We start from the raw sequence: 17,594 nt of genomic DNA, 5'->3' as shown, positions 1-17,594 counted from the left end.
ATGCAGCAGTTGTCCCGACTCACTCAGTTCATCAACCCGGTAGCACTCGCCCTGCGTCTGCTGCCCGCACGCGGGCGGCTGTTGATGCTGGCGCTGGCTGCCGTTGTGAGTGTGGTCTTGATGAGCGTGTTTGCCGGCCCGCTGCAAACACTGGAAGAACGTCTTGGTGCCCAGGGTTGGTTGATGTCGGCCGATGACGCGCCCGAAGAACGCATCACCATTGTCGCCATCGACGAAGCCAGTCTGGCAGAAATCGGTGCCTGGCCCTGGTCGCGCAGCGACATGGCCCGCCTGGTCAGCGCGTTGAACGAGGCCGGTGTGCAACTGCAATTACACGATATTACCTACCCGGAAGTGCGTGAAGGCGATGAACAACTGATCGCCGCATTAGGCGCCTCCCGTGGTGCGGTGCTGGCGCAGGTGCCGGTGATGTCGGCCAACGGTCAGCAGGAGCAGAACGTGCGTACCGGTGTCATGAGTTTCCCGCTGAGCGGACTGGACTGTGCCGCTGCAGCTAACAGCACCAACAGTTTTATAGCCCCGCACGCCGGTTTTAGCGCCATCCCCAAGGGTCATATCGCACCCATTGTGGCCAGCGACGGCGGTATCCGCAAAGTCCCGGCCTTTGTCTGTGTTGACGGCCAAGCCTATCCGGCGCTGGCACTCAGTGCCTTGCTGCAGGCCACCAATGCCCCCAGCTGGTCTGCCAGCCTGAGCGAGGGCAGCGGTCTGTTTGCACCCGAACAGGTATTGCGTCTGGATGCTTACCCTGGCCTGACCATTCCGCTGGATGCCGAGGGCAACCTGCGCATCTCTTACAAAGACCTGCCGCAAAATTTCCGGGCCGTATCAGCTGCCGATGTTATCAACGGCAATATCGAACCCGGCATGCTGGAAAATGCCTGGGTACTGGTGGGCGGTACCGCTTTCGGCATGGGTGACATCGTACCGACCCCTTACAATGGCGCCACCCCGGGTGTTGAATTGCAGGCCCGTCTGCTGGGCAGCCTGCTCGATACCACCATGCCTTATACCCCGCGCAGCGCCGAGTGGCTGCTGGCCTTGCTGGCGCTGGTGTTTGCCGGTATCACTTTATTGCTGGCCAGCGCCCGCGAACGCATTGCCGCCTACGGGCTGCCGGTTGCTGCCATCGTGATGCCGGTTATCACGCTCGGTCTGCACTGGCAGTTGCTGGCAGCTTATGAAATCTGGCTGGGCTGGTTGTTCCCGGCCGTGTTTGGCCTGCTGGCCGCCAGCCTGTTGCTGTTGCTGGAACAAAGCCGCGTGCGCGCTGAACGCAGCCGCGTGTTTGGCAACCTGAACAGCTACCTGCCCAGCGACATTGCCCGCGAAATCGCCTTCAGCCTGCCCAGCTCGGCCATCAACGCCAAACGCTGCGATGTCACCCTGCTCAGCGCTGATCTGCGCAACTTCTCGGCCTTTGGTGAAGCGCGGCCGCCGGAAGAATCCGCCGCCCTGCTGCACTTCTTTTTTGTCAAAGCCGCCGCCATTGTTGAGCAGCACGGTGGCCGCATCCAGGAATTCAAGGGCGACAGCCTGCTGGCGGTATGGGATGGCCAGAACGCCGAATCCGCCCGCCGGGCGCTGGCCGCCGGCCAGGATATGCATGATATTGTTGATCGGGACATGCCGCAGAACCCGCCCGCTGGCCTGGAGCCACTGGCTTTGGGTATTGGCATTGAACAGGGTCCGGCGCTGGTCGGTTCCATCGGTCCGGCCAATCGCCGTACCCATACCCTGCTCGGCGACACCGTCACCATCACCCTGCGTATTCAGGAAATGACCGCCGAACTGGCGCAGCCGATTCTGCTGGGCGAATGTGTCGCCCGCCAGCTCAGCGACCTGAAACCCGAGTCCCAGGGCAGTTACCTGCTCACCGGCCTGCGTATTCCCCATACGCTGTTTGCGCCGGCTGTGGATACCACGAAAAGTGACACCCCCCGCCGCAATGCCCGCGCCGAGCAGCTCAACCTGAAGATTCTGTCGGGTGGCAAGGGCGCTTAAGCGTCAGGTTATTGAGGTCAAACCCAGTTCTCAGTCCTGAGCCCCGCTACGCGCGCAAACTCTCGTTCATTATTTGTGACCACAACCAACCCGTTTGCGCGAGCGTGGCCTGCGATATGCAGATCATTGACGCCTATAACCGACCCCGCCTTCTCCAGCTCGGCGCGGATATCGCCATAATGCGCGGCGGCTTCCGGGCCATAATTCAACACTTCGAGTCTGGATACAAAATCCTCGATCGCTGCCAGGTTCTGCTCTGTCTTCTGGCTCTTCTCTGCGCCGTGTATCAGTTCCGCCAGGGTGATTGCGCTGATGCACATCTGGTTTCGGTGTTTATTGAAGGTGCTGAGTGCTGATACCGGGCGTTGTTTCAGCACGTAAATGACGATGTTGGTGTCCAGCATGAACTTGATCATTACAATGGTTCCCGGGGAGTCTGGTACTGATCAGCACGCTCCGGCATAAAATCATCGCTCACCGTGGTATCGCCCAGAAAAAAACTGTCCCAAGACGACTCTGCCGGCGCCAGTATTCTTTCTTTGCCCAGCACCCGCACGGAAACCTTTTTCACAGAATCGGGAAAGCGCGTTTCTGCGGGCAATCTGACTGATTGGGTGCGATTGTTCTTGAAAACGGTTCCTAATGGTGAGGCCATTGCACTGCTCCCTTGATCGTCAACATATTTCAGCGTAACTCTAGAGCTAGAGTATATAGCGTCACCGTGGCATGTGACAATCGGCATCGGACCTCCTTAAGGAATTGCGCAAATGATATATAGAGCATAGTCGCCAACTACCAAGCCTGCTAAAATTTTTCCTGACGTGGCCAAAGTTATCAAACAGTAGTTCAAAGGAAGCAAGGCGATGAAAATTGTGCCGTTAAGTGAAGCGCAGAGAGGATTGAAGACTATACTTGATGGCGTTGTTAATGATGCAGATATTGCTATCATCCAACGTGGCAATGCCGAAGATGCGGTGGTTATGTCGCTTGGGCATTACAACAGCTTGATGGAAACCGTCCATTTATTGCGATCGCCAGCAAATTCAGAGCATCTGAGAAAATCCATGGCCCATTACCAGTCACGCAAAGCCGGACAAACAAAGCCGGACAAACAAGGTCAGTTGAATTAAGCGCTTTGCCGTCAACGACGCCAGGGCCTCATCACTATTGACCTGCCCGCGCAGCTAAAAGGCCAAAACCACAACAAGGAAGCCCAAACGTGATACGGACATCACCTTTCACAGCACCGCTATTGCTTACCAGCAGGCGATTCAAGATAATTGCCCGCATGCCATTCAGCGCCCTGCCCCATAACAATAACGCAGCACCTACCAGCTACCGGAACAGGCCCCGGAAAGGCGCTGGCCGCGGGCGTATCCTGCCATCTGTCCTTACAGCGGCGGTGTTATGCCTGGCGCTGTGTTTGGCAATCATCGCCCCCGCGCACGGCCAGTCGCAATCCGCGGCGCAAAGCTGCCCTGACCTGACCCCACTGCTGCAGCAAAACCCGCAAGTACCCGCCGACTGGGCACAAATAGAGCAGCAACTGGACCCGCTGCTGCCGCGCTGTCTGCAAAACACCGAATATTTCGCCTTACGAGGCGCCGCGCAATTGAACACCGGCCGTCTGGGTCAGGCCCTGGAGTCGCTGGAACGCGCCCTGCTGTTGAACCCTGACAACGGCGGCGCTCAGGTTGATTACGCGCAGGCTTTGTACCTGCAAGGCCAGCTATTCTCGGCGATTGATCTGAACCGCCAGCTGTTGGCGCGCGATGATCTGCCCGCCGGGCTGCAGAGCGTATTGCAGGATCGTCAGCAGAGCTGGCGCGGCATGACCCGGCAAACCAGTCTGCAGGCCGATGTGTTGGTGGGTTATGACAATAACCTGAACGGCGGGCCTGAGCCCGGGCAGATCACCCTGACCCTGTCTGGCGAACCAGTATTGCTGCCACTGAACCCCGAGTTCCGGCCCAAAAGCGGCCCGTATATGAACCTGCGTTTAGGTGGCCGCTACCGCCAGCTGGCGCCCGAGCATCAGCACAATGTGCTGGTCGAGCTGCGCGGCCGGGTCAGCGAGGACCAGGCCTCCGACTTGCTGCAGCTCGACACCCGTTATGCCTTTGTCAAACCCGGCGACCAGCGCAGCTGGCAGCTTAATGCCGGCATGAGCCATCTGTTTTTCGGTGGCAGCCCGCTGTATACCGCCACCGAGGCAGGCGGCCGGTACATGCCCGATGCCAGGCTGGGGGTGTGCAGGCCGCACACCAGCGCTATTGCCCAGCACCAGCTGTTTCACGACCAGAGCCGCCTGAACGCGGTGGAAAGCAAAGTCGGCGCCGGTGTCTCCTGTCCGTTGTCAACTCAGCTTGGTCGGCAGCAAATAGTTGCCGAACTCAGCGCCCTCAATAACAGCCCCATTCGCAGTGGCCGCCCCGGTGGCAGCCGCCAGGGCTGGCAGTTCAATGTTGACTGGCAATGGCAGCTGGCGCGCGGTGTGCTGCTGACCCAGCTCAACCACACCGAAACCGATGACAAGCGCGGTTACAGCCCCATCCTGGCCAACGGCGCGCAGCGCGAGATCAAGCGCAGTTATGTATTGCTGCAATACCGCCAGCCCCTGCTGCCCGGCAGGCCCGATACCACCCTGCTGTTTAATGTCTACCACCAGAAGCAGCGCAGCAACCTGGAACTGTTCCGCAGCACTGACAGCACTGTGGAAATTGGTATCAGTCACCGGTTTTGATGGGTTTTCACTTTAGGGGTCTCGGGGTAAACATCCGTCCTTACCCGATGGTTAAGTTGTGATTAGACGATAACGACTAGTGAATGGCAAGGGCTCCGCCGCAAGTCTGGGTCTGGAGGAACCTGCTGAAGGATAGCAGGGGTGATGTGCTTATAGCACACAGGGGCCTTTCGGATAGTCCGCGTAGTCCTCAAGCAATTCAGCATCATGAGATACGATGGACTACTCGTAGTGACTCCAAAGGCGCAGAATTTTAACCACCCGATCGTCATGGAGCACTTGGTATACCAGACGATGTTGGATATTGATGCGGCGTGAATAGGCCCCGGCAAGGTCACCAATAAGCTTCTCAAACGGGGGCGGCTTCTGGAAAGGATCCTCTGCAATCAACGCCAATAACTTTTTGGCTTTTGGTTTCAGGCCACTGGAGGCCAGCTTCTTTGCATCTTTCTGGGCTTGCGTGGTGTAAACCAACTTCCATGTCACCAGCTCAACTCCTCATCGCATTTGTCCACAGGGGTATCCATCCCCTCGCGAATCGACTCGCGCATACCGGGTATTGATAGCAGGTAAAGGGTCTCCTGGATGGCAGACCAATCTTCCTCGGAAACCAGAACAGCTTTGTTCCGCTTGCCCATGATGACAATTGGTTGATGGGATTCGGCAGCTTCATCAATCAACCGATAAAGGTTGCTGCGCGCCTCCGTAGCCGTTATTCCAGTCATGACGCACCTCTCGTGTGGTTGGTCTTCCGCCAATTGTACGCCACCAAGTACGTACGTCAAGACGGACGTCATGAATGGCCCCGGGATTCACCCATGAGCCACTGGGCGAAGTTCGAAGACTTTTCCGTAACGGGCGTCGGCCTCTACATTGCCCTGCCGAAGCGCCTCTCGAACATCGTCCAATTTATAGGCATCTTCCAGGCTGAGATGCGGACACCAGGCGTCGTCCGTTTCAATTAGCTGTACGTTAATCTCCGCGACATAATGGCCTTCATGCACATACTTGGTTTTTTCGGGTGATCATGGTCAGACTCTCCTAAGGTAGAGCGCACAGGGGCCACCCCTGGCCTCAACGATCCTTCTGGTGGGCCACATATTCATCCAGCAGCTCTCTGATCATCTTTTGGTACGGCATATCATTTTTCTTCGCAGCCTCCTTAAAATACTCAACACTTTCAGAGCTTAACGACATCGTCACTTTGGTGTTGTTGTTCCTGACAGCAAGCTCTTCAGGGGATGGCAGAAAGTCAGCCACAATCTTCACGCGGCCAATGGGCTCATCAGTATATTTAATTTGACTTTTCATAGGTCCTCTGGTCATAAATCCTCCTGCCCTTGCGCCAGTAGCCAGCGCCGTAAATTCGAATTTTACCGTTCCGGTAAGTGAAGCGGACGGTCAGCACACCGGAAGCCTCCTTATTTTGCCCAAAACAGTAATAACGTTTCTCATTCTGGCTGTGGTCCAGGTCCTCGGCAATTAGACGATTTCTATCAAGAAAGGCATATTGCGCATCTTCAAAAGACACACCATGCTTCTTTTGATTATCGAGGTTTTTTGTGTGATCCCACTCAAACAGAGTATCCAGCATAATTTAGAGTATAGATTATGTATGGCTATTTCGCCATACAGTGCCTCGGCAATCAGCCCAAACCTAGCCATTAGTCTAATAATTAGAGTTGCTTACACGGCAAACTTCACAGTTTTGTTGTTACCAGACTTGTCTTTACAGGGCTGGCGGCGTATGATCTCGAAGCTTGTCCGCTTGTGGCACACTAATTAAGTGCGTTTCCTGAGTGGCCCAAGTGATAGTCTGCCAGGCTTTTCAGGGTAATGTTCGTTCATGTGACTGAGGTCACAAGCAGGAACGCTTGCCTCGTTTATCCTTGGCACAGCCGATATGAGGTCATTTGCTGTTTAGGCATGTCACAATCGGATAAAACAATTTGGAATTAATCCTTAAGGAGTTACAACAGATGGCGACACAAGAAACTCGTGCAGAACTCATCGAAATCGTAGTAGCAATGTTTGACGCTGCTCCCGGTGTTGCAGTTCTGTCTGACCTGACAGCCGCTTCCGATCTTGGCAACAGCAATGCATTAATCGCTGTAAGCCTGGCCAACAGCGCTGAATTCAAAAGCATTTTCCCAACATTCATGACCAACGCTGAATTCGTCAGCGACTTTGTCGATCAAATGGTTGGCACTCTGGTTTCAGAAGCAGAAAAGACAACTGTCAAAACTGCCCTGACTGCAGAAATGAACGCTGGCGCAACCCGCGTTGATGTGGTTCTCACTGCTGTAGCTGCCCTGAAAGCAATCCCGACTGATGATGCTGTGTGGGGCAACGCTTCTGCTGCCTTCGCTAACAAGGTTGAAGTTGCTACGTACCACACAGTAGAACAACAGGAACCTACTACTTCTTTGTCGGCTCTTCAGGGAATTCTGGCGAATGTAGACAATACTGAAGCTAGTGTTACCACGGCCAAGAATGAAATCGATGGTACAGTGACAGAAGGTACAACCTTCTCCCTGACTACTGGCGTTAACGTGTTTGATGGTACAACTGGCAACGACACATTTGTTGGTTCAATCGACAATGCAACTCCTGCTAACAGTACGTTGAATGTGACTGACGTAGTTGCTGGCGGTTCAGGCACAGACAAGATGCAGCTCACAGTGTCTGGTGCAGCTGCAGGCTCCCTGCCCGCTGCTGATATCACTAGCGTTGAGAATTTCTTCATACGCGATGTGAACACTGGCGGTGCTTCTACTTATGACTTCGCCAACGTAACCGGCGAAGCTCAGGTATGGAGCGACCGGTCAACTCAGGCTGTCGACTTTGATAACCTTGGAGCTGGCGCTGTAGTAGGTTTGCAGGGCAATGGCTCTACAAATATTGGCAATGTCTCGTTCAATATGGCTAGCGCGACCGGTGCTATCAGCATTGTAGCTGCAGGTGGCGTGAAAGGCGCCTCAACTGCTACAGCGCCAACTGTGACTGCTACAGCGGGCACAGCAACAACTGCTAGCCTGACTTCAACTGGTGGTACAAACGTCCTGGGCGCAGTGACACTCAGCGGTGGTACTAATACAATTACTAGCTTGAGCATTGATGCGCAGTCTTCTTTGGTAGCCTCTTTGGTTGCTGCCGACTACGCAGCAACTTCTACGCTGAACGTCAAAGGCGCTGGTAATGTTACGTTCGTTAGCAACCCAGCTGTATTTACAACGATCGCTGCAGGCGACCTGACCGGTAACCTGACCACTGCGATCAACTCCACAGCAGCCAAGGTTACTACTGGTTCAGGTAACGATACTGTCACAGTAGCAGCCGCATTGGCTGGCACGGCCGCTATCACGTTGGGCGCAGGCAACGACACAGTTCTTGCGGGCGCTGGTGCTGGCATTGGGTCAACAGTAGTAGTGGATGGTGGCACAGGTACTAACACTATTGCAGCCTCTTTAATCAATGCGGCTAACGCGGCAAATATCAAGAATTTTCAGGCTTTGGATCTGAGCAGTGATACCGTTGCTACTGGCTTGGACGTTGAACTGGTAACCGGCTCAACTATTCAGTCTTTGAATCTGAACGGCAGCACAACAGCTGGTACGGCTAAAGTACTGAATGTCGCGTCTGGTGTTGGCTTGACTGTAAAAGGTGACAACGCTGTTCGCACTACCGACATTGGCGTAAAAAGCGCTGCTACCGGTACTTCTGACGCATTCACTGTAACTTTTGCAGGAGCAGCGTCAGCATCAACACCAACTGCAGCTACTATCAAAGCAGGTACTGTGCTGCTCAATGGCGTTGAGAACGTGACTGTGAATTCCGCTGGTGGCGCGAACACCTGGAACAGCATCACACTTACCGACGATAAACTGAAAGTGCTGACTTTGACTGGCGACAAGAATCTGGATGTGGCGTTTGCCGGCACTAATGGTACTAACCCAACAGCCGCTGGCGGTGCAGTTAGTTCAATTGACGGCTCTGCTGCGACAGGCCGTTTGAACATCAACACTACCAACGTTACTGCTGATAGTGCAGCTGCTGGCCTGACTGTGAAGGGTGGTTCTGCGAATGACACCATTACATTGGTTGCTCACAAAGCAACCGTGGAAGCTGGTGCAGGTAACGATACGATTGTTACTGCAGCTACTTTTGGTGGCAAGCTGACGGGCGGTGCTGGTAACGATAAGTTTGATGTTGCAGCGTCAGTAGCTACAGGCACAACTGAAGCTACTGCGGCACTGACCACGATCACAGACTTCGCTGTCGGTGATAGCGTAAAGCTGTTGACGGGCAACGTGCTGGTCGGTACAACTCTGGGTGCGAAAACCACTCTTGGTGCGACTGTTACTAACATTGATTTGGCACTGGCAGCTGCATCACTGACAGACACCGCCAATGAAGTGTCGTGGTTCCAGTACGGAAGTGACACATACATCGTTGCTAATGATGGCACTGCTGGTTTTGCAGCCGGTGACTTGGTTGTTAAGTTGACTGGTACGGTCGACCTGACAAACGCAACTCTCGACACAACTACTGATTACCTGACTCTGGCGTAATGTAGTTGTACGTGCTCTTATAGTTAGGGCATCAATAAAAAACCCCCTCTCCGATAGGACAGGGGGTTTTTTTGTCTACGGATTTTGCATTGAATATCAGGTAAGCTCTATTTACTAATAAAGCATGAACTGAGATATTCTGGAGGGTTGCGTGTGAATAACTGGAGCGCAGGATACATAGCGGACATCGGCTACACTTTTGGTTACTATCCTGAATTGAATCCTTTGCGAGTGAAGCTTGCATTTTTAAACAAAGGGCTCAAATTTCCCGAGGTAGGTAATGCCTGCGAACTAGGCTTTGGCCAGGGGGTCAGTGCGAACCTGCACGCGGCTGCGTCTTCCACTCACTGGTATGGTACTGATTTCAACCCCGCTCAAGCTGGCTTTGCTCAGGAGCTCGCTGAGATATCAGGGTGCGGCGCACGTCTGTATGACGAAGCATTCTCTGACTTCGCCGCGCGTGATGATTTACCAGATTTTGACTATATCGGCCTGCACGGTATATGGAGCTGGATTTCCGATGAAAACAGAGCAGTCATCGTTGATTTTATTAGGCGTAAACTTAAGGTTGGCGGAGTGCTTTACATCAGCTACAACACACTGCCAGGCTGGTCCAATTTTGCTCCAATGAGACACTTAATGACCGAACACGCTGAAGTCATTGGGGCACAAGGCCGTGGAATCGTTTCCAGGATCGAGGATGCGATTGAATTCGCAGATGCATTACTCGCAACAAACCCCATATATTTACGAGCGAATCCAAATATAAGTGACAGAGTTGCAAAATTGAGAGAACAGAATAGACAGTATCTGGCGCATGAGTACTTTAATCGAGATTGGCATCCCATGCATTTTGCTACGATGGTTGATTGGTTGGAGCCGGCCAAGCTAAGTTACGCGTGCTCGGCGAATTATCTTGAAAGTATAGATTCAATCAACTTGACAGAGGATCAACAGAAGTTTCTCCGTGATATCTCAGACGATATGTTCCGTGAGTCTGTCAGGGATTTTATGGTAAACCAGCAATTCCGAAGAGACTATTGGGTTAAGGGTGAGCGTAGAATGACAGTGCTAGAACAAAATGAGGAGGTGCGGTCGATAAAAATAGTCTTGGTTAGCTCCCGCCCAGATATTTCGTTGAAAACTAACGGAAGTTTAGGTGAGGCCACCATGAGCGAGCAGATTTACAGCCCTATCCTCGACTATCTGGCAGACCATAAACCGAAAACACTGGCGCAGCTCGAACAGGCCATGCCAGCCTATGGTGTCACTATGGCTAAGATTGTTGAGGCCACACTCATACTTGCCGCCTCTGGGCATATCGCCACAGTTCAGGATGACACTGTTATTCAGAAAGCAAAAAAACAAACCGAAAAACTGAACGCTAAATTATGTATGCGGTCACGTGGTAGTAACGATATAGACTATCTCGCAAGCCCAGTTACAGGGGGCGGTATCCAGGTTTCCCGATTCCAGCAACTATTTTTGCTGTCGATCGGACATGGCCATAAGCAACCATCCGATTGGGCGGCAACCGCTTGGCAGATACTGAATATTCAAGGTCAAAGGCTGGTGAAGGAGGGAAAAACGCTCGAGACACCAGAAGAAAACCTAGCTGAGCTAAATGACCAGGCTGAGCAGTTCGCTCGAAAAAAATTACCATCAATGAAGGCGCTTCTGATTGCATGACATGTCGGTGGCTGTCGTCAGCTAAATACCACTTGTGGCAGATAAAAAATGCAGTCTGCCGCTGAATATGTTAGCCAATGCTGGGAGTAATCATGATTTCATGGATACCACTATCGCGAACGGATCACGCCGATAAACACTGGCGACCCAGGAAAGGATATGAATTTGCCGCTACTCAGCAGGTAGTTTCAATTATTCTCGCTGAGCTCGCCAAGGTGATGCCGCACTATGCAACAGGTTTTGTAGAAGCCGACGATGGCGCCTTTCAGTTTGTTGCTCTGGTCGGCATGGGCGGCGAAAGAAACCTTTATGTTACTGGTGATTCTCAATGGCTGTGTAGCTATGTGCCCGCCAGTCTGAGAGCTTACCCGTTTGCCGTGTTAAATGATCCGAAAGGCAATAAGATCTTTTGCTTAGATGAAGACTACATTAGTGACGACGATATGCATCCGCGATTGTTTCAGGAAGATGGTGAACTTGAAAAAACTGCAGCTGACACTCTCGATTTTATCAGCCATTGTGAACGGAATCGCCTGTTGACGTTAAAAGCCACGTCAGCATTGGTCGATGCGGACTTATTAGAGCCATGGCCGATTTCCATTAGCAGCGGTGAAGGGCAGGAGTCGCTGACGATTAACGGCATGTACCGAGTCAACGAAAAAAAAATGAACTCGCAGAGCCCCGAAAGAATGGCCGCATTGCGTGACGTAGGTGCTTTGCCGCTAGCATATGCCCAGATATTCTCGATGTCGCAATTAGAACAATTGACACATCGAGCCGATCACCTGGCCAAAGAAAAGTTAAATAATACTCCTACATCCGGGATGGACAATTTGTTCAGCAACGAAGACTCCGGCTCACTCAACTTCGACGCATTTGAGTCATCGAATGACGACACGGACAGCAAATGACTGACAAACGCAAAGACACCACCTACCCCATCAGCAAACAGTTCAACATACATTTCAGTCCCTATGAGGACCGCCTGATTGTGCGCGCGCAGCGCGTGGGCGCCACGGAGGTGCACATGCTGCTGACCCGGCGCATGGTGATGCTGGTGCTGCAGCAGTTGCTGAACAAGCTGCCGGAGCTGACCGGGCTCGAGAAAACACCGGCGGTGTATTGGCAGGAGGTGTTGCAGATGGCGCATCAGGAGGCGATGGAGGCCAAGGCGGCGGCGGATAAGGAGATTGCCGAGCGCCAGGCGGCGGAAAAAGCAGAGCCGCCATCGGCTGAGGCCTCCGGGGAGACGGCGCTCGACTCGTCCGTGACCGAGGATGCAGCCCCTCAACATGTTTTCCTGGCCACCGAGCTGATGGTGCGGTCAGGCGAGGAGCGCATGACCCTGGCATTCAAGGGCCTGCCCATGCCTGAGGCGATGGTTAAGCCCAGCCGGTATCAGCCCATTTTTGCCATTCCGCTGGAAGTGGATAACGTGCATCAGCTAATCGAGCTATTGATAGACAAGTGCCAGCAGGCCCAATGGCATCTGCCGCTGGAACTGCCCTGGATTGAACCGCCTGCCGAGGGCGGCAGTGGCAAGAAATATTCCCTCCGGCCGCATTAGCCTCTGCATGGGCCCATGTTCTACCCATGCAGCGCACGCAATGCGTGTTCGGGGTCCTGATCGAACACGCGCAGCAGTGTTTTGGCCGGAACTGTGGGTGTGCGTTTGCCTTGTTCCCAGTTACGGATTGTGTCCAGTGGCACGTTGATGCGCTGAGAAAATGCCACCTGACTAAGCCCAGGGATTAACGATCGGTACCGGCAGGCCGTCAAAATCCGCGGTATTGCGGGTGACAACGGTCAGGTTATGCGCAAGTGCTGTGGCGGCCAGCAGGCTGTCAATGACTGGCAACGGGCGCCTGGCATCGGCAATCAGAACTCCCCAGCGCTGCGCTACAGCAGTGTCTATGTTTAATATACGACCGGCAAAGAAAGCGGGTAAATCGATCTCCAACCAATCCTGTAAGGCAGCTTTGCACTCGCCCACTGCCAGGGATTCAACACCTTTGCGGATCTCACCGAGCGTCAAGACACTTATGTAGAGAACGCCTGCCGGTCGCTGACTGAACCAGTCCACCACGGTTTTGGCAGGTGCTTTGCGTCTCAGTTCAGAAAGCACATTGGTATCGACCAGGTAGCTCAAAGGTCAATATCCCGGGTCAGGCCCGGCTCCCGGTCAAAATGGATGTCATCAGTGTCATACAGAGGTGAGCTGCGCATAAATTCCACCAGCGATTGTTGTTGACTGGAAAGGCGGTCAAACGCTTCTCGTGACAACACAACTGCCACCGACTGGCCGTGCACAGTGATGTCCTGGGGGTGGCTTTGGGCACACTTGACCAGTTTGGACAGCCGCGCTTTGGCGTCCTGTAATTGCCAGGATTGCATCATGAACTCCGGTTTTCTGACTATTCTAGTCAGAATTATAGGCGCCTCCATGCGGGCTTTCAATGGCTGTCTCCTGTTCAAGTGGGTTGTCACGTATGTTTTAGCACAACCGGTTGGCGCGCGTTTATGGGGACGGAGGGAATAAAAAGTATTCCCTCCGTCCCCATAAACGCGCTGACGGTGTATAATGCCGATGTTATTGGTCTGACACACCCTGCTCGGACGTATTCTGCAAGTCAGGGTGTCTATCGTTTTTCAAGCCAGGAGTTAAAGTATGTTGCGCAACGGTCTTAAGTCCCGTGTAGTAAAGCTCGGCCTGTTGATTCTGAGCATCGGCATTGCCGGCTCTGTCTGGGCTCAGTCCACCCGCGATCAGCAGATCGCTGAGCGCCTTCAGCCGGTGGGTAATGTGTGCCTGGCCGGTGAAGATTGTGACTCCGGTGGCGCGACTATCGCTGCGAGTGCCGCCAGCGCCGTGTTCAGCGCGGAAGCGACCTACGACCAGTACTGCGCAATGTGCCACAACACGGGCATGGCCGGTGCCCCTGAGCGCAGCAACGCTGCCCATTGGGAAGCACGTATCGCGGATGTAGGGATTGACACCATCGTGACCAATGCCATCAATGGCGTGAACGCCATGCCGCCGCGCGGTATGTGCAGCACTTGTTCCGATGACAATATCGCTGAGCTGGTTGATTATCTGTCCGGCAACGAATAGCAAATGCTATCCATTCATCTGTTGTTCAGTATTGGGCGCAGATAATGGCTGCAAAACCGCAGTACTAATTTAATGCGTGAAGTGAGGGGTATAAACGTGAAATTGAACAACTTTGTAAAGACCGGTGTTGCACTGTCAGGTATGGTCCTGGCGTCTGTTCTGACTGTGGGTGGTGCATCCGCACAGCAGCCCCTGACACTGGCGCAGATTTCCGAAGACTTCAGCGCTGAGCGCACCTACCAGCAAAGCTGCTCCGCTTGCCACAACAGTGGTGCTGCCGGTGCCCCGGTGTTTGGCAATTCTGAGGATTGGTCAGCGCGTGCCGAAAAAGGCACTGAAACGCTGTACGAGAACACCATTAATGGCTACAACAACATCATGCCGCCCAAAGGCATGTGCTTTACCTGCTCTGACGACGAGCTGAAAGCGGTGGTTGATTACATCCTGGCTGAAAGCGTCGAGTAATGGACGCGATTGGTTAAAGAAAAGGGCGCTTAGGCGCCCTTTTTGTTGATTTAAAGAGGTCGGAGGGGCTCATACGCTTCCCGTTCGCGCTCCCAATCCTCGGCGCTGATCACCATAAAGTCTTCCCCCTATACCTTTAACGGCTTCGCGATTCGCTGATGGCTTCAAGGACATCGTCTGTCTTGGCCTTCGTAGTTACGCCCGGCAAATCGAATGGCGAACCATCTGTCGTACGCTTGGACCTCAAGATAAAAACGCTTCCATCTTTACGCCGAATTTCTATCTCCTCGTCTTGTGCCAGCGACAAAAGCTTAGAGAGATTTTGTCTGGCTTCTGAGTATGTAAATACTTTCATGATGTTACTCCAATACTTGAACACCGAGCATTTCGGCTACCAGCTTCATACGTTTGTCCAGAGTGAGCAATGGCAGCGAATGGGCCCTGGCGCATTGTAGGAAGTATGCGTCATAGGCGTAAATATTCTGTTCTGCTGCAATTCTCAACGCCTCATGGATATCAACCGATACCAGTCGTACAGGTATCAAATTAGTGACTATCTCAACCTCGAGGGCTTCCTTTTTGGATAGCTTCTTGCGCTTGATCATTGCGGATAATGCATTGCCTATTTCGTAGGGCAAAATCTCAGGGGCAATGATTGATGAGTCCATGGTAAGACTGATGATACGGGCTTTCTCTGGCTCATTCAGCGAGACAGTAAGAAAGATATTTGTGTCTGCGATAATGTTCATATGTACAATTGTACAGGAATTTACCCCCCCAGCAATTCCCGCAACCCCGCCAGCGCATCCAGCCCCTTCTGCTTCTTCTGCTCCGGCGTGCTGTCGCCGCGTCCTTCCCATTGCAGGTTGTCCTGCGGCAGTTCGTCCAGGAAGCGGCTGGGGGTGCAACTGATCACCTCACCAAACAGTTTGCGTTTTTTGGTCAGGGTAAACACCAGTCCACGTTGAGCGCGGGTAATGCCGACATAGGCCAGGCGGCGCTCCTCTTCGATATCATCGTTCTCGATGCTGTTGCGGTGCGGCAGCAGCTCTTCTTCCATGCCCATGATGAACACCCAGGGAAACTCCAGGCCTTTGGCGGCGTGCAGCGTCATCAGTTGCACCTGGTTTTCCACCGCGTCGTCTTCCTGGCGTTCCAGCAGGTCGCGCAGGATGAGTTTGTTAATGGCTGCTTCGATGTGCTGGGCCTCGTCGTTGTCGTCATCCTCGGCGTTACGCAGGCTTTTGGCCAGCGACTCCACCAGTAGCTGGACATTACCGATGGCACGCTCGGCGGCGTTGGGCGTGGTGCTGTTCTGATGCAGCCAGCCGTCGTAGTCGATGTCGCTGATCATCTCGCGGATGGCCCTGATCGGGTCATCCTGCTGGCAGTGGCGCGCCACGCCTCGCAGCCAGTGGCTGAAACGGCGCAGCTTGTCTATCTGGGGCGCGGGCATCAGTTGTTCCAGGCCCATCTCGTCGCAGGCGGCCATCAGGCTGACACCGCGATCATTGGCGTAGGTGCCCAGGTTCTCCAGAATCGAGGGGCCGATTTTGCGCCGCGGCGTGTTGATGATGCGCAAGAATGCGTTGTCGTCATCCGGATTAATCAGCAGCCGCAGGTAGGCCATGATGTCCTTGATCTCGGCTCGGCTGAAGAACGAGGTGCCGCCGCTGAGCTGGTAGGGAATCTGGTGGGCCTGCAGTTTGATCTCCAGCAAGCGGGCCTGGTGGTTGCCACGGTACAGCACGGCAAAGTCGCCGAACTTGAGCTGTTTGTGCACACACAGGTTCAGAATTTCGATGCAGATGCGCTCGGCCTCCGCGTCCTGGTCGGGCACTGCCAGCACGCGCATGGGTTCGCCCAGCCCCAGTTCACTCCACAGGCTTTTGTCGTAGATGTGCGGGTTGTTGGCGATCAGCGTGTTGGCCGCCTGCAGGATGATGTTGCTGGAGCGGTAATTCTGCTCCAGCTTGATGACTTTGAGATTGGGGTAGTCGCTTTGCAGCTCCAGCATGTTCTCCGGTCGGGCGCCGCGCCAGGCGTAGATGGACTGATCGTCATCGCCCACCACCGTCAGCCCGTTGCGCGGGCCCACCAACAGTTTGACCAGCAGGTACTGACTGGTGTTGGTGTCCTGGTATTCATCGACCAGTAAATAGTGCACGCGGTTTTGCCAGCGCTCGAGCACGGCAGGTTTGTCCTGAAACAGCACGGCAGGCATCAGGATCAGGTCATCAAAATCCACGGCGTTGAATGCCCTCAAATGGCGCTGGTATTGTTCATACACGCGGGCCGCAAACACCGTGTCGGCATCCTGCGCCGAGGCAAGCGCCTGGGGTGGCAGCAGCAGGTCGTTTTTCCAGTCCGAGATCTGGTTCTGAATCGTGCGCAGGCTGGCTTCGTCGACGTCCTGTTCCTTGAGCATCAGGCTTTTCAGCAGCGCCAGGGCGTCCTGACTGTCAAAAATGGAGAAGCCGCTTTTTAGGCCCAAATGCTTGAGTTCATGCCGTATAATGGTGAGTCCCAGATGGTGAAACGTGGCGATGGTTAATCCGCGCGAACTGGCACCTTCGCTGTTGGAACGCAGCAGTCGGCCTACCCTTTCTTTCATTTCCCGCGCGGCTTTGTTGGTAAAGGTCACGGCGACAATTTTGTGTGCCGGAATGCCGCACTGGTTAATCAGGTAGGAGATTTTTTGTGTTATAACGCTGGTTTTGCCGCTGCCCGCCCCGGCCAGCACCAGCAGCGGGGAGCCGATGTAGCGGACGGCTTCTTTTTGTCTGGCATTAAGTTTGTTCACGAACGGGAGCGTTTCCTGCTGACAAGGTGAGCATCTGGCATGGGCCCATGGCCGCGTAGTATACCCTATGCCAAAGGTGACTACTCATCATCCGGCCATCATCTGATCTGCATTTGGCGCGGAATGGCAGGGCGCAGGGAAATAGCCAAAAACAGGCTTGAAGCTGATGATTTCAAAGAAAAATGT

General features: G+C 53.9%; 22 protein-coding genes. 10 read left to right on the top strand and 12 right to left on the bottom strand.

Annotated features, from left to right (window positions below):
- Positions 1–2,025 (top strand): CHASE2 domain-containing protein, encoded by a 2,025-nt coding sequence (locus tag WD071_RS07770; RefSeq protein WP_368047780.1) that lies wholly within the window; start codon positions 1–3, stop codon positions 2,023–2,025.
- 17 nt (positions 2,026–2,042) lie between these two features.
- On the opposite strand, the gene vapC is transcribed toward WD071_RS07770, so the two are convergent.
- Positions 2,043–2,441 (bottom strand): tRNA(fMet)-specific endonuclease VapC, encoded by a 399-nt coding sequence (vapC, locus tag WD071_RS07765; RefSeq protein WP_368047779.1) that lies wholly within the window; start codon positions 2,439–2,441, stop codon positions 2,043–2,045.
- On the bottom strand, positions 2,441–2,680 hold the full coding sequence (gene vapB / locus WD071_RS07760) for a type II toxin-antitoxin system VapB family antitoxin (RefSeq protein WP_368047778.1): 240 nt from the start codon (positions 2,678–2,680) through the stop codon (positions 2,441–2,443). The genes vapC and vapB overlap by 1 nt, the downstream gene beginning before the upstream one ends.
- A 208-nt stretch (positions 2,681–2,888) precedes the next feature.
- On the opposite strand from vapB, the gene WD071_RS07755 reads away from it, so the two are divergent.
- A complete protein-coding gene (locus tag WD071_RS07755) occupies positions 2,889–3,155 on the top strand; it encodes a type II toxin-antitoxin system Phd/YefM family antitoxin (RefSeq protein WP_368047777.1) in 267 nt (88 codons plus the stop codon).
- A gap of 293 nt (positions 3,156–3,448) precedes the next feature.
- Positions 3,449–4,768 (top strand): tetratricopeptide repeat protein, encoded by a 1,320-nt coding sequence (locus WD071_RS07750; protein WP_368047776.1) that lies wholly within the window; start codon positions 3,449–3,451, stop codon positions 4,766–4,768.
- A 222-nt stretch (positions 4,769–4,990) separates the two neighbouring features.
- On the opposite strand, the gene WD071_RS07745 is transcribed toward WD071_RS07750, so the two are convergent.
- Together WD071_RS07745 and WD071_RS07740 are read right to left on the bottom strand one after the other, a co-directional pair.
- Positions 4,991–5,254, bottom strand: a complete 264-nt coding sequence (locus WD071_RS07745) for a Txe/YoeB family addiction module toxin (RefSeq protein WP_368047775.1) — start codon at positions 5,252–5,254, stop codon at positions 4,991–4,993.
- The gene (locus tag WD071_RS07740; RefSeq protein ID WP_368047774.1) at positions 5,251–5,493 is read right to left on the bottom strand and encodes a type II toxin-antitoxin system Phd/YefM family antitoxin; all 243 of its coding nucleotides are present in this window, start codon (positions 5,491–5,493) and stop codon (positions 5,251–5,253) included. Before WD071_RS07740 ends, WD071_RS07745 begins: the two co-directional genes overlap by 4 nt.
- A 93-nt stretch (positions 5,494–5,586) precedes the next feature.
- On the opposite strand from WD071_RS07740, the gene WD071_RS07735 reads away from it, so the two are divergent.
- Positions 5,587–5,733 (top strand): hypothetical protein, encoded by a 147-nt coding sequence (locus WD071_RS07735; protein WP_368047773.1) that lies wholly within the window; start codon positions 5,587–5,589, stop codon positions 5,731–5,733.
- Positions 5,734–5,842: 109 nt separating this feature from the next.
- Here the strand turns inward: WD071_RS07735 and WD071_RS07730 are convergent, their stop codons facing one another.
- A complete protein-coding gene (locus WD071_RS07730; protein WP_368047772.1) occupies positions 5,843–6,079 on the bottom strand; it encodes a CopG family transcriptional regulator in 237 nt (78 codons plus the stop codon).
- Positions 6,063–6,362, bottom strand: a complete 300-nt coding sequence (locus tag WD071_RS07725) for a BrnT family toxin (protein ID WP_368047771.1) — start codon at positions 6,360–6,362, stop codon at positions 6,063–6,065. Before WD071_RS07725 ends, WD071_RS07730 begins: the two co-directional genes overlap by 17 nt.
- Positions 6,363–6,747: 385 nt before the next feature.
- Between WD071_RS07725 and WD071_RS07720 the strand changes: the two genes are divergently transcribed.
- From WD071_RS07720 to WD071_RS07705, 4 genes are all read left to right on the top strand, one after another.
- Complete coding sequence (locus WD071_RS07720; protein WP_368047770.1) at positions 6,748–9,339, top strand: bluetail domain-containing putative surface protein; 2,592 nt, start codon at positions 6,748–6,750, stop codon at positions 9,337–9,339.
- 153 nt (positions 9,340–9,492) lie between these two features.
- Positions 9,493–11,028, top strand: coding sequence for a methyltransferase regulatory domain-containing protein (locus WD071_RS07715; protein WP_368047769.1), 1,536 nt, complete (start codon positions 9,493–9,495; stop codon positions 11,026–11,028).
- Between the two features lie 92 nt (positions 11,029–11,120).
- Complete coding sequence (locus WD071_RS07710) at positions 11,121–11,939, top strand: SapC family protein (protein ID WP_368047768.1); 819 nt, start codon at positions 11,121–11,123, stop codon at positions 11,937–11,939.
- The gene (locus WD071_RS07705) at positions 11,936–12,595 is read left to right on the top strand and encodes a hypothetical protein (protein ID WP_368047767.1); all 660 of its coding nucleotides are present in this window, start codon (positions 11,936–11,938) and stop codon (positions 12,593–12,595) included. Before WD071_RS07710 ends, WD071_RS07705 begins: the two co-directional genes overlap by 4 nt.
- 20 nt (positions 12,596–12,615) lie before the next feature.
- Here WD071_RS07705 and WD071_RS07700 read toward each other — a convergent pair whose 3' ends face one another.
- The 3 genes from WD071_RS07700 to WD071_RS07690 are packed head-to-tail and all read right to left on the bottom strand — an operon-like array spanning position 12,616 to position 13,485.
- On the bottom strand, positions 12,616–12,762 hold the full coding sequence (locus WD071_RS07700; RefSeq protein ID WP_368047766.1) for a helix-turn-helix domain-containing protein: 147 nt from the start codon (positions 12,760–12,762) through the stop codon (positions 12,616–12,618).
- A 4-nt stretch (positions 12,763–12,766) separates the two neighbouring features.
- Positions 12,767–13,177, bottom strand: coding sequence for a type II toxin-antitoxin system VapC family toxin (locus WD071_RS07695; protein ID WP_368047765.1), 411 nt, complete (start codon positions 13,175–13,177; stop codon positions 12,767–12,769).
- Complete coding sequence (locus tag WD071_RS07690) at positions 13,174–13,485, bottom strand: type II toxin-antitoxin system Phd/YefM family antitoxin (protein ID WP_368047764.1); 312 nt, start codon at positions 13,483–13,485, stop codon at positions 13,174–13,176. The genes WD071_RS07695 and WD071_RS07690 overlap by 4 nt, the downstream gene beginning before the upstream one ends.
- Positions 13,486–13,696: 211 nt before the next feature.
- On the opposite strand from WD071_RS07690, the gene WD071_RS07685 reads away from it, so the two are divergent.
- Positions 13,697–14,140, top strand: coding sequence for a cytochrome c5 family protein (locus tag WD071_RS07685; RefSeq protein WP_368047763.1), 444 nt, complete (start codon positions 13,697–13,699; stop codon positions 14,138–14,140).
- Between the two features lie 96 nt (positions 14,141–14,236).
- Entirely contained in the window at positions 14,237–14,605 is a 369-nt protein-coding gene (locus WD071_RS07680; RefSeq protein ID WP_368047762.1) for a cytochrome c5 family protein, read from the top strand.
- 136 nt (positions 14,606–14,741) lie between these two features.
- Here the strand turns inward: WD071_RS07680 and WD071_RS07675 are convergent, their stop codons facing one another.
- From WD071_RS07675 to rep, 3 genes are read right to left on the bottom strand one after another with little or no spacing between them, the layout of a single operon-like run.
- Positions 14,742–14,960 (bottom strand): hypothetical protein, encoded by a 219-nt coding sequence (locus tag WD071_RS07675; protein ID WP_368047761.1) that lies wholly within the window; start codon positions 14,958–14,960, stop codon positions 14,742–14,744.
- A 4-nt stretch (positions 14,961–14,964) separates the two neighbouring features.
- Positions 14,965–15,354 (bottom strand): type II toxin-antitoxin system VapC family toxin, encoded by a 390-nt coding sequence (locus WD071_RS07670; protein ID WP_368047760.1) that lies wholly within the window; start codon positions 15,352–15,354, stop codon positions 14,965–14,967.
- Positions 15,355–15,374: 20 nt separating this feature from the next.
- Positions 15,375–17,408 carry a DNA helicase Rep gene (rep, locus tag WD071_RS07665; protein ID WP_368047759.1) on the bottom strand — a complete coding sequence of 678 codons (2,034 nt, stop codon included), beginning with the start codon at positions 17,406–17,408 and terminating at the stop codon, positions 15,375–15,377.
- Positions 17,409–17,594 lie beyond the last annotated feature (186 nt).

It is taken from the genome of Pseudohongiella sp., assembly GCF_040877505.1.
Classification (GTDB): domain Bacteria; phylum Pseudomonadota; class Gammaproteobacteria; order Pseudomonadales; family Pseudohongiellaceae; genus Pseudohongiella.
The sequence above is the reverse complement of the archived record's forward strand: the minus strand, read 5'-3'. Positions and strand labels throughout refer to the sequence as shown.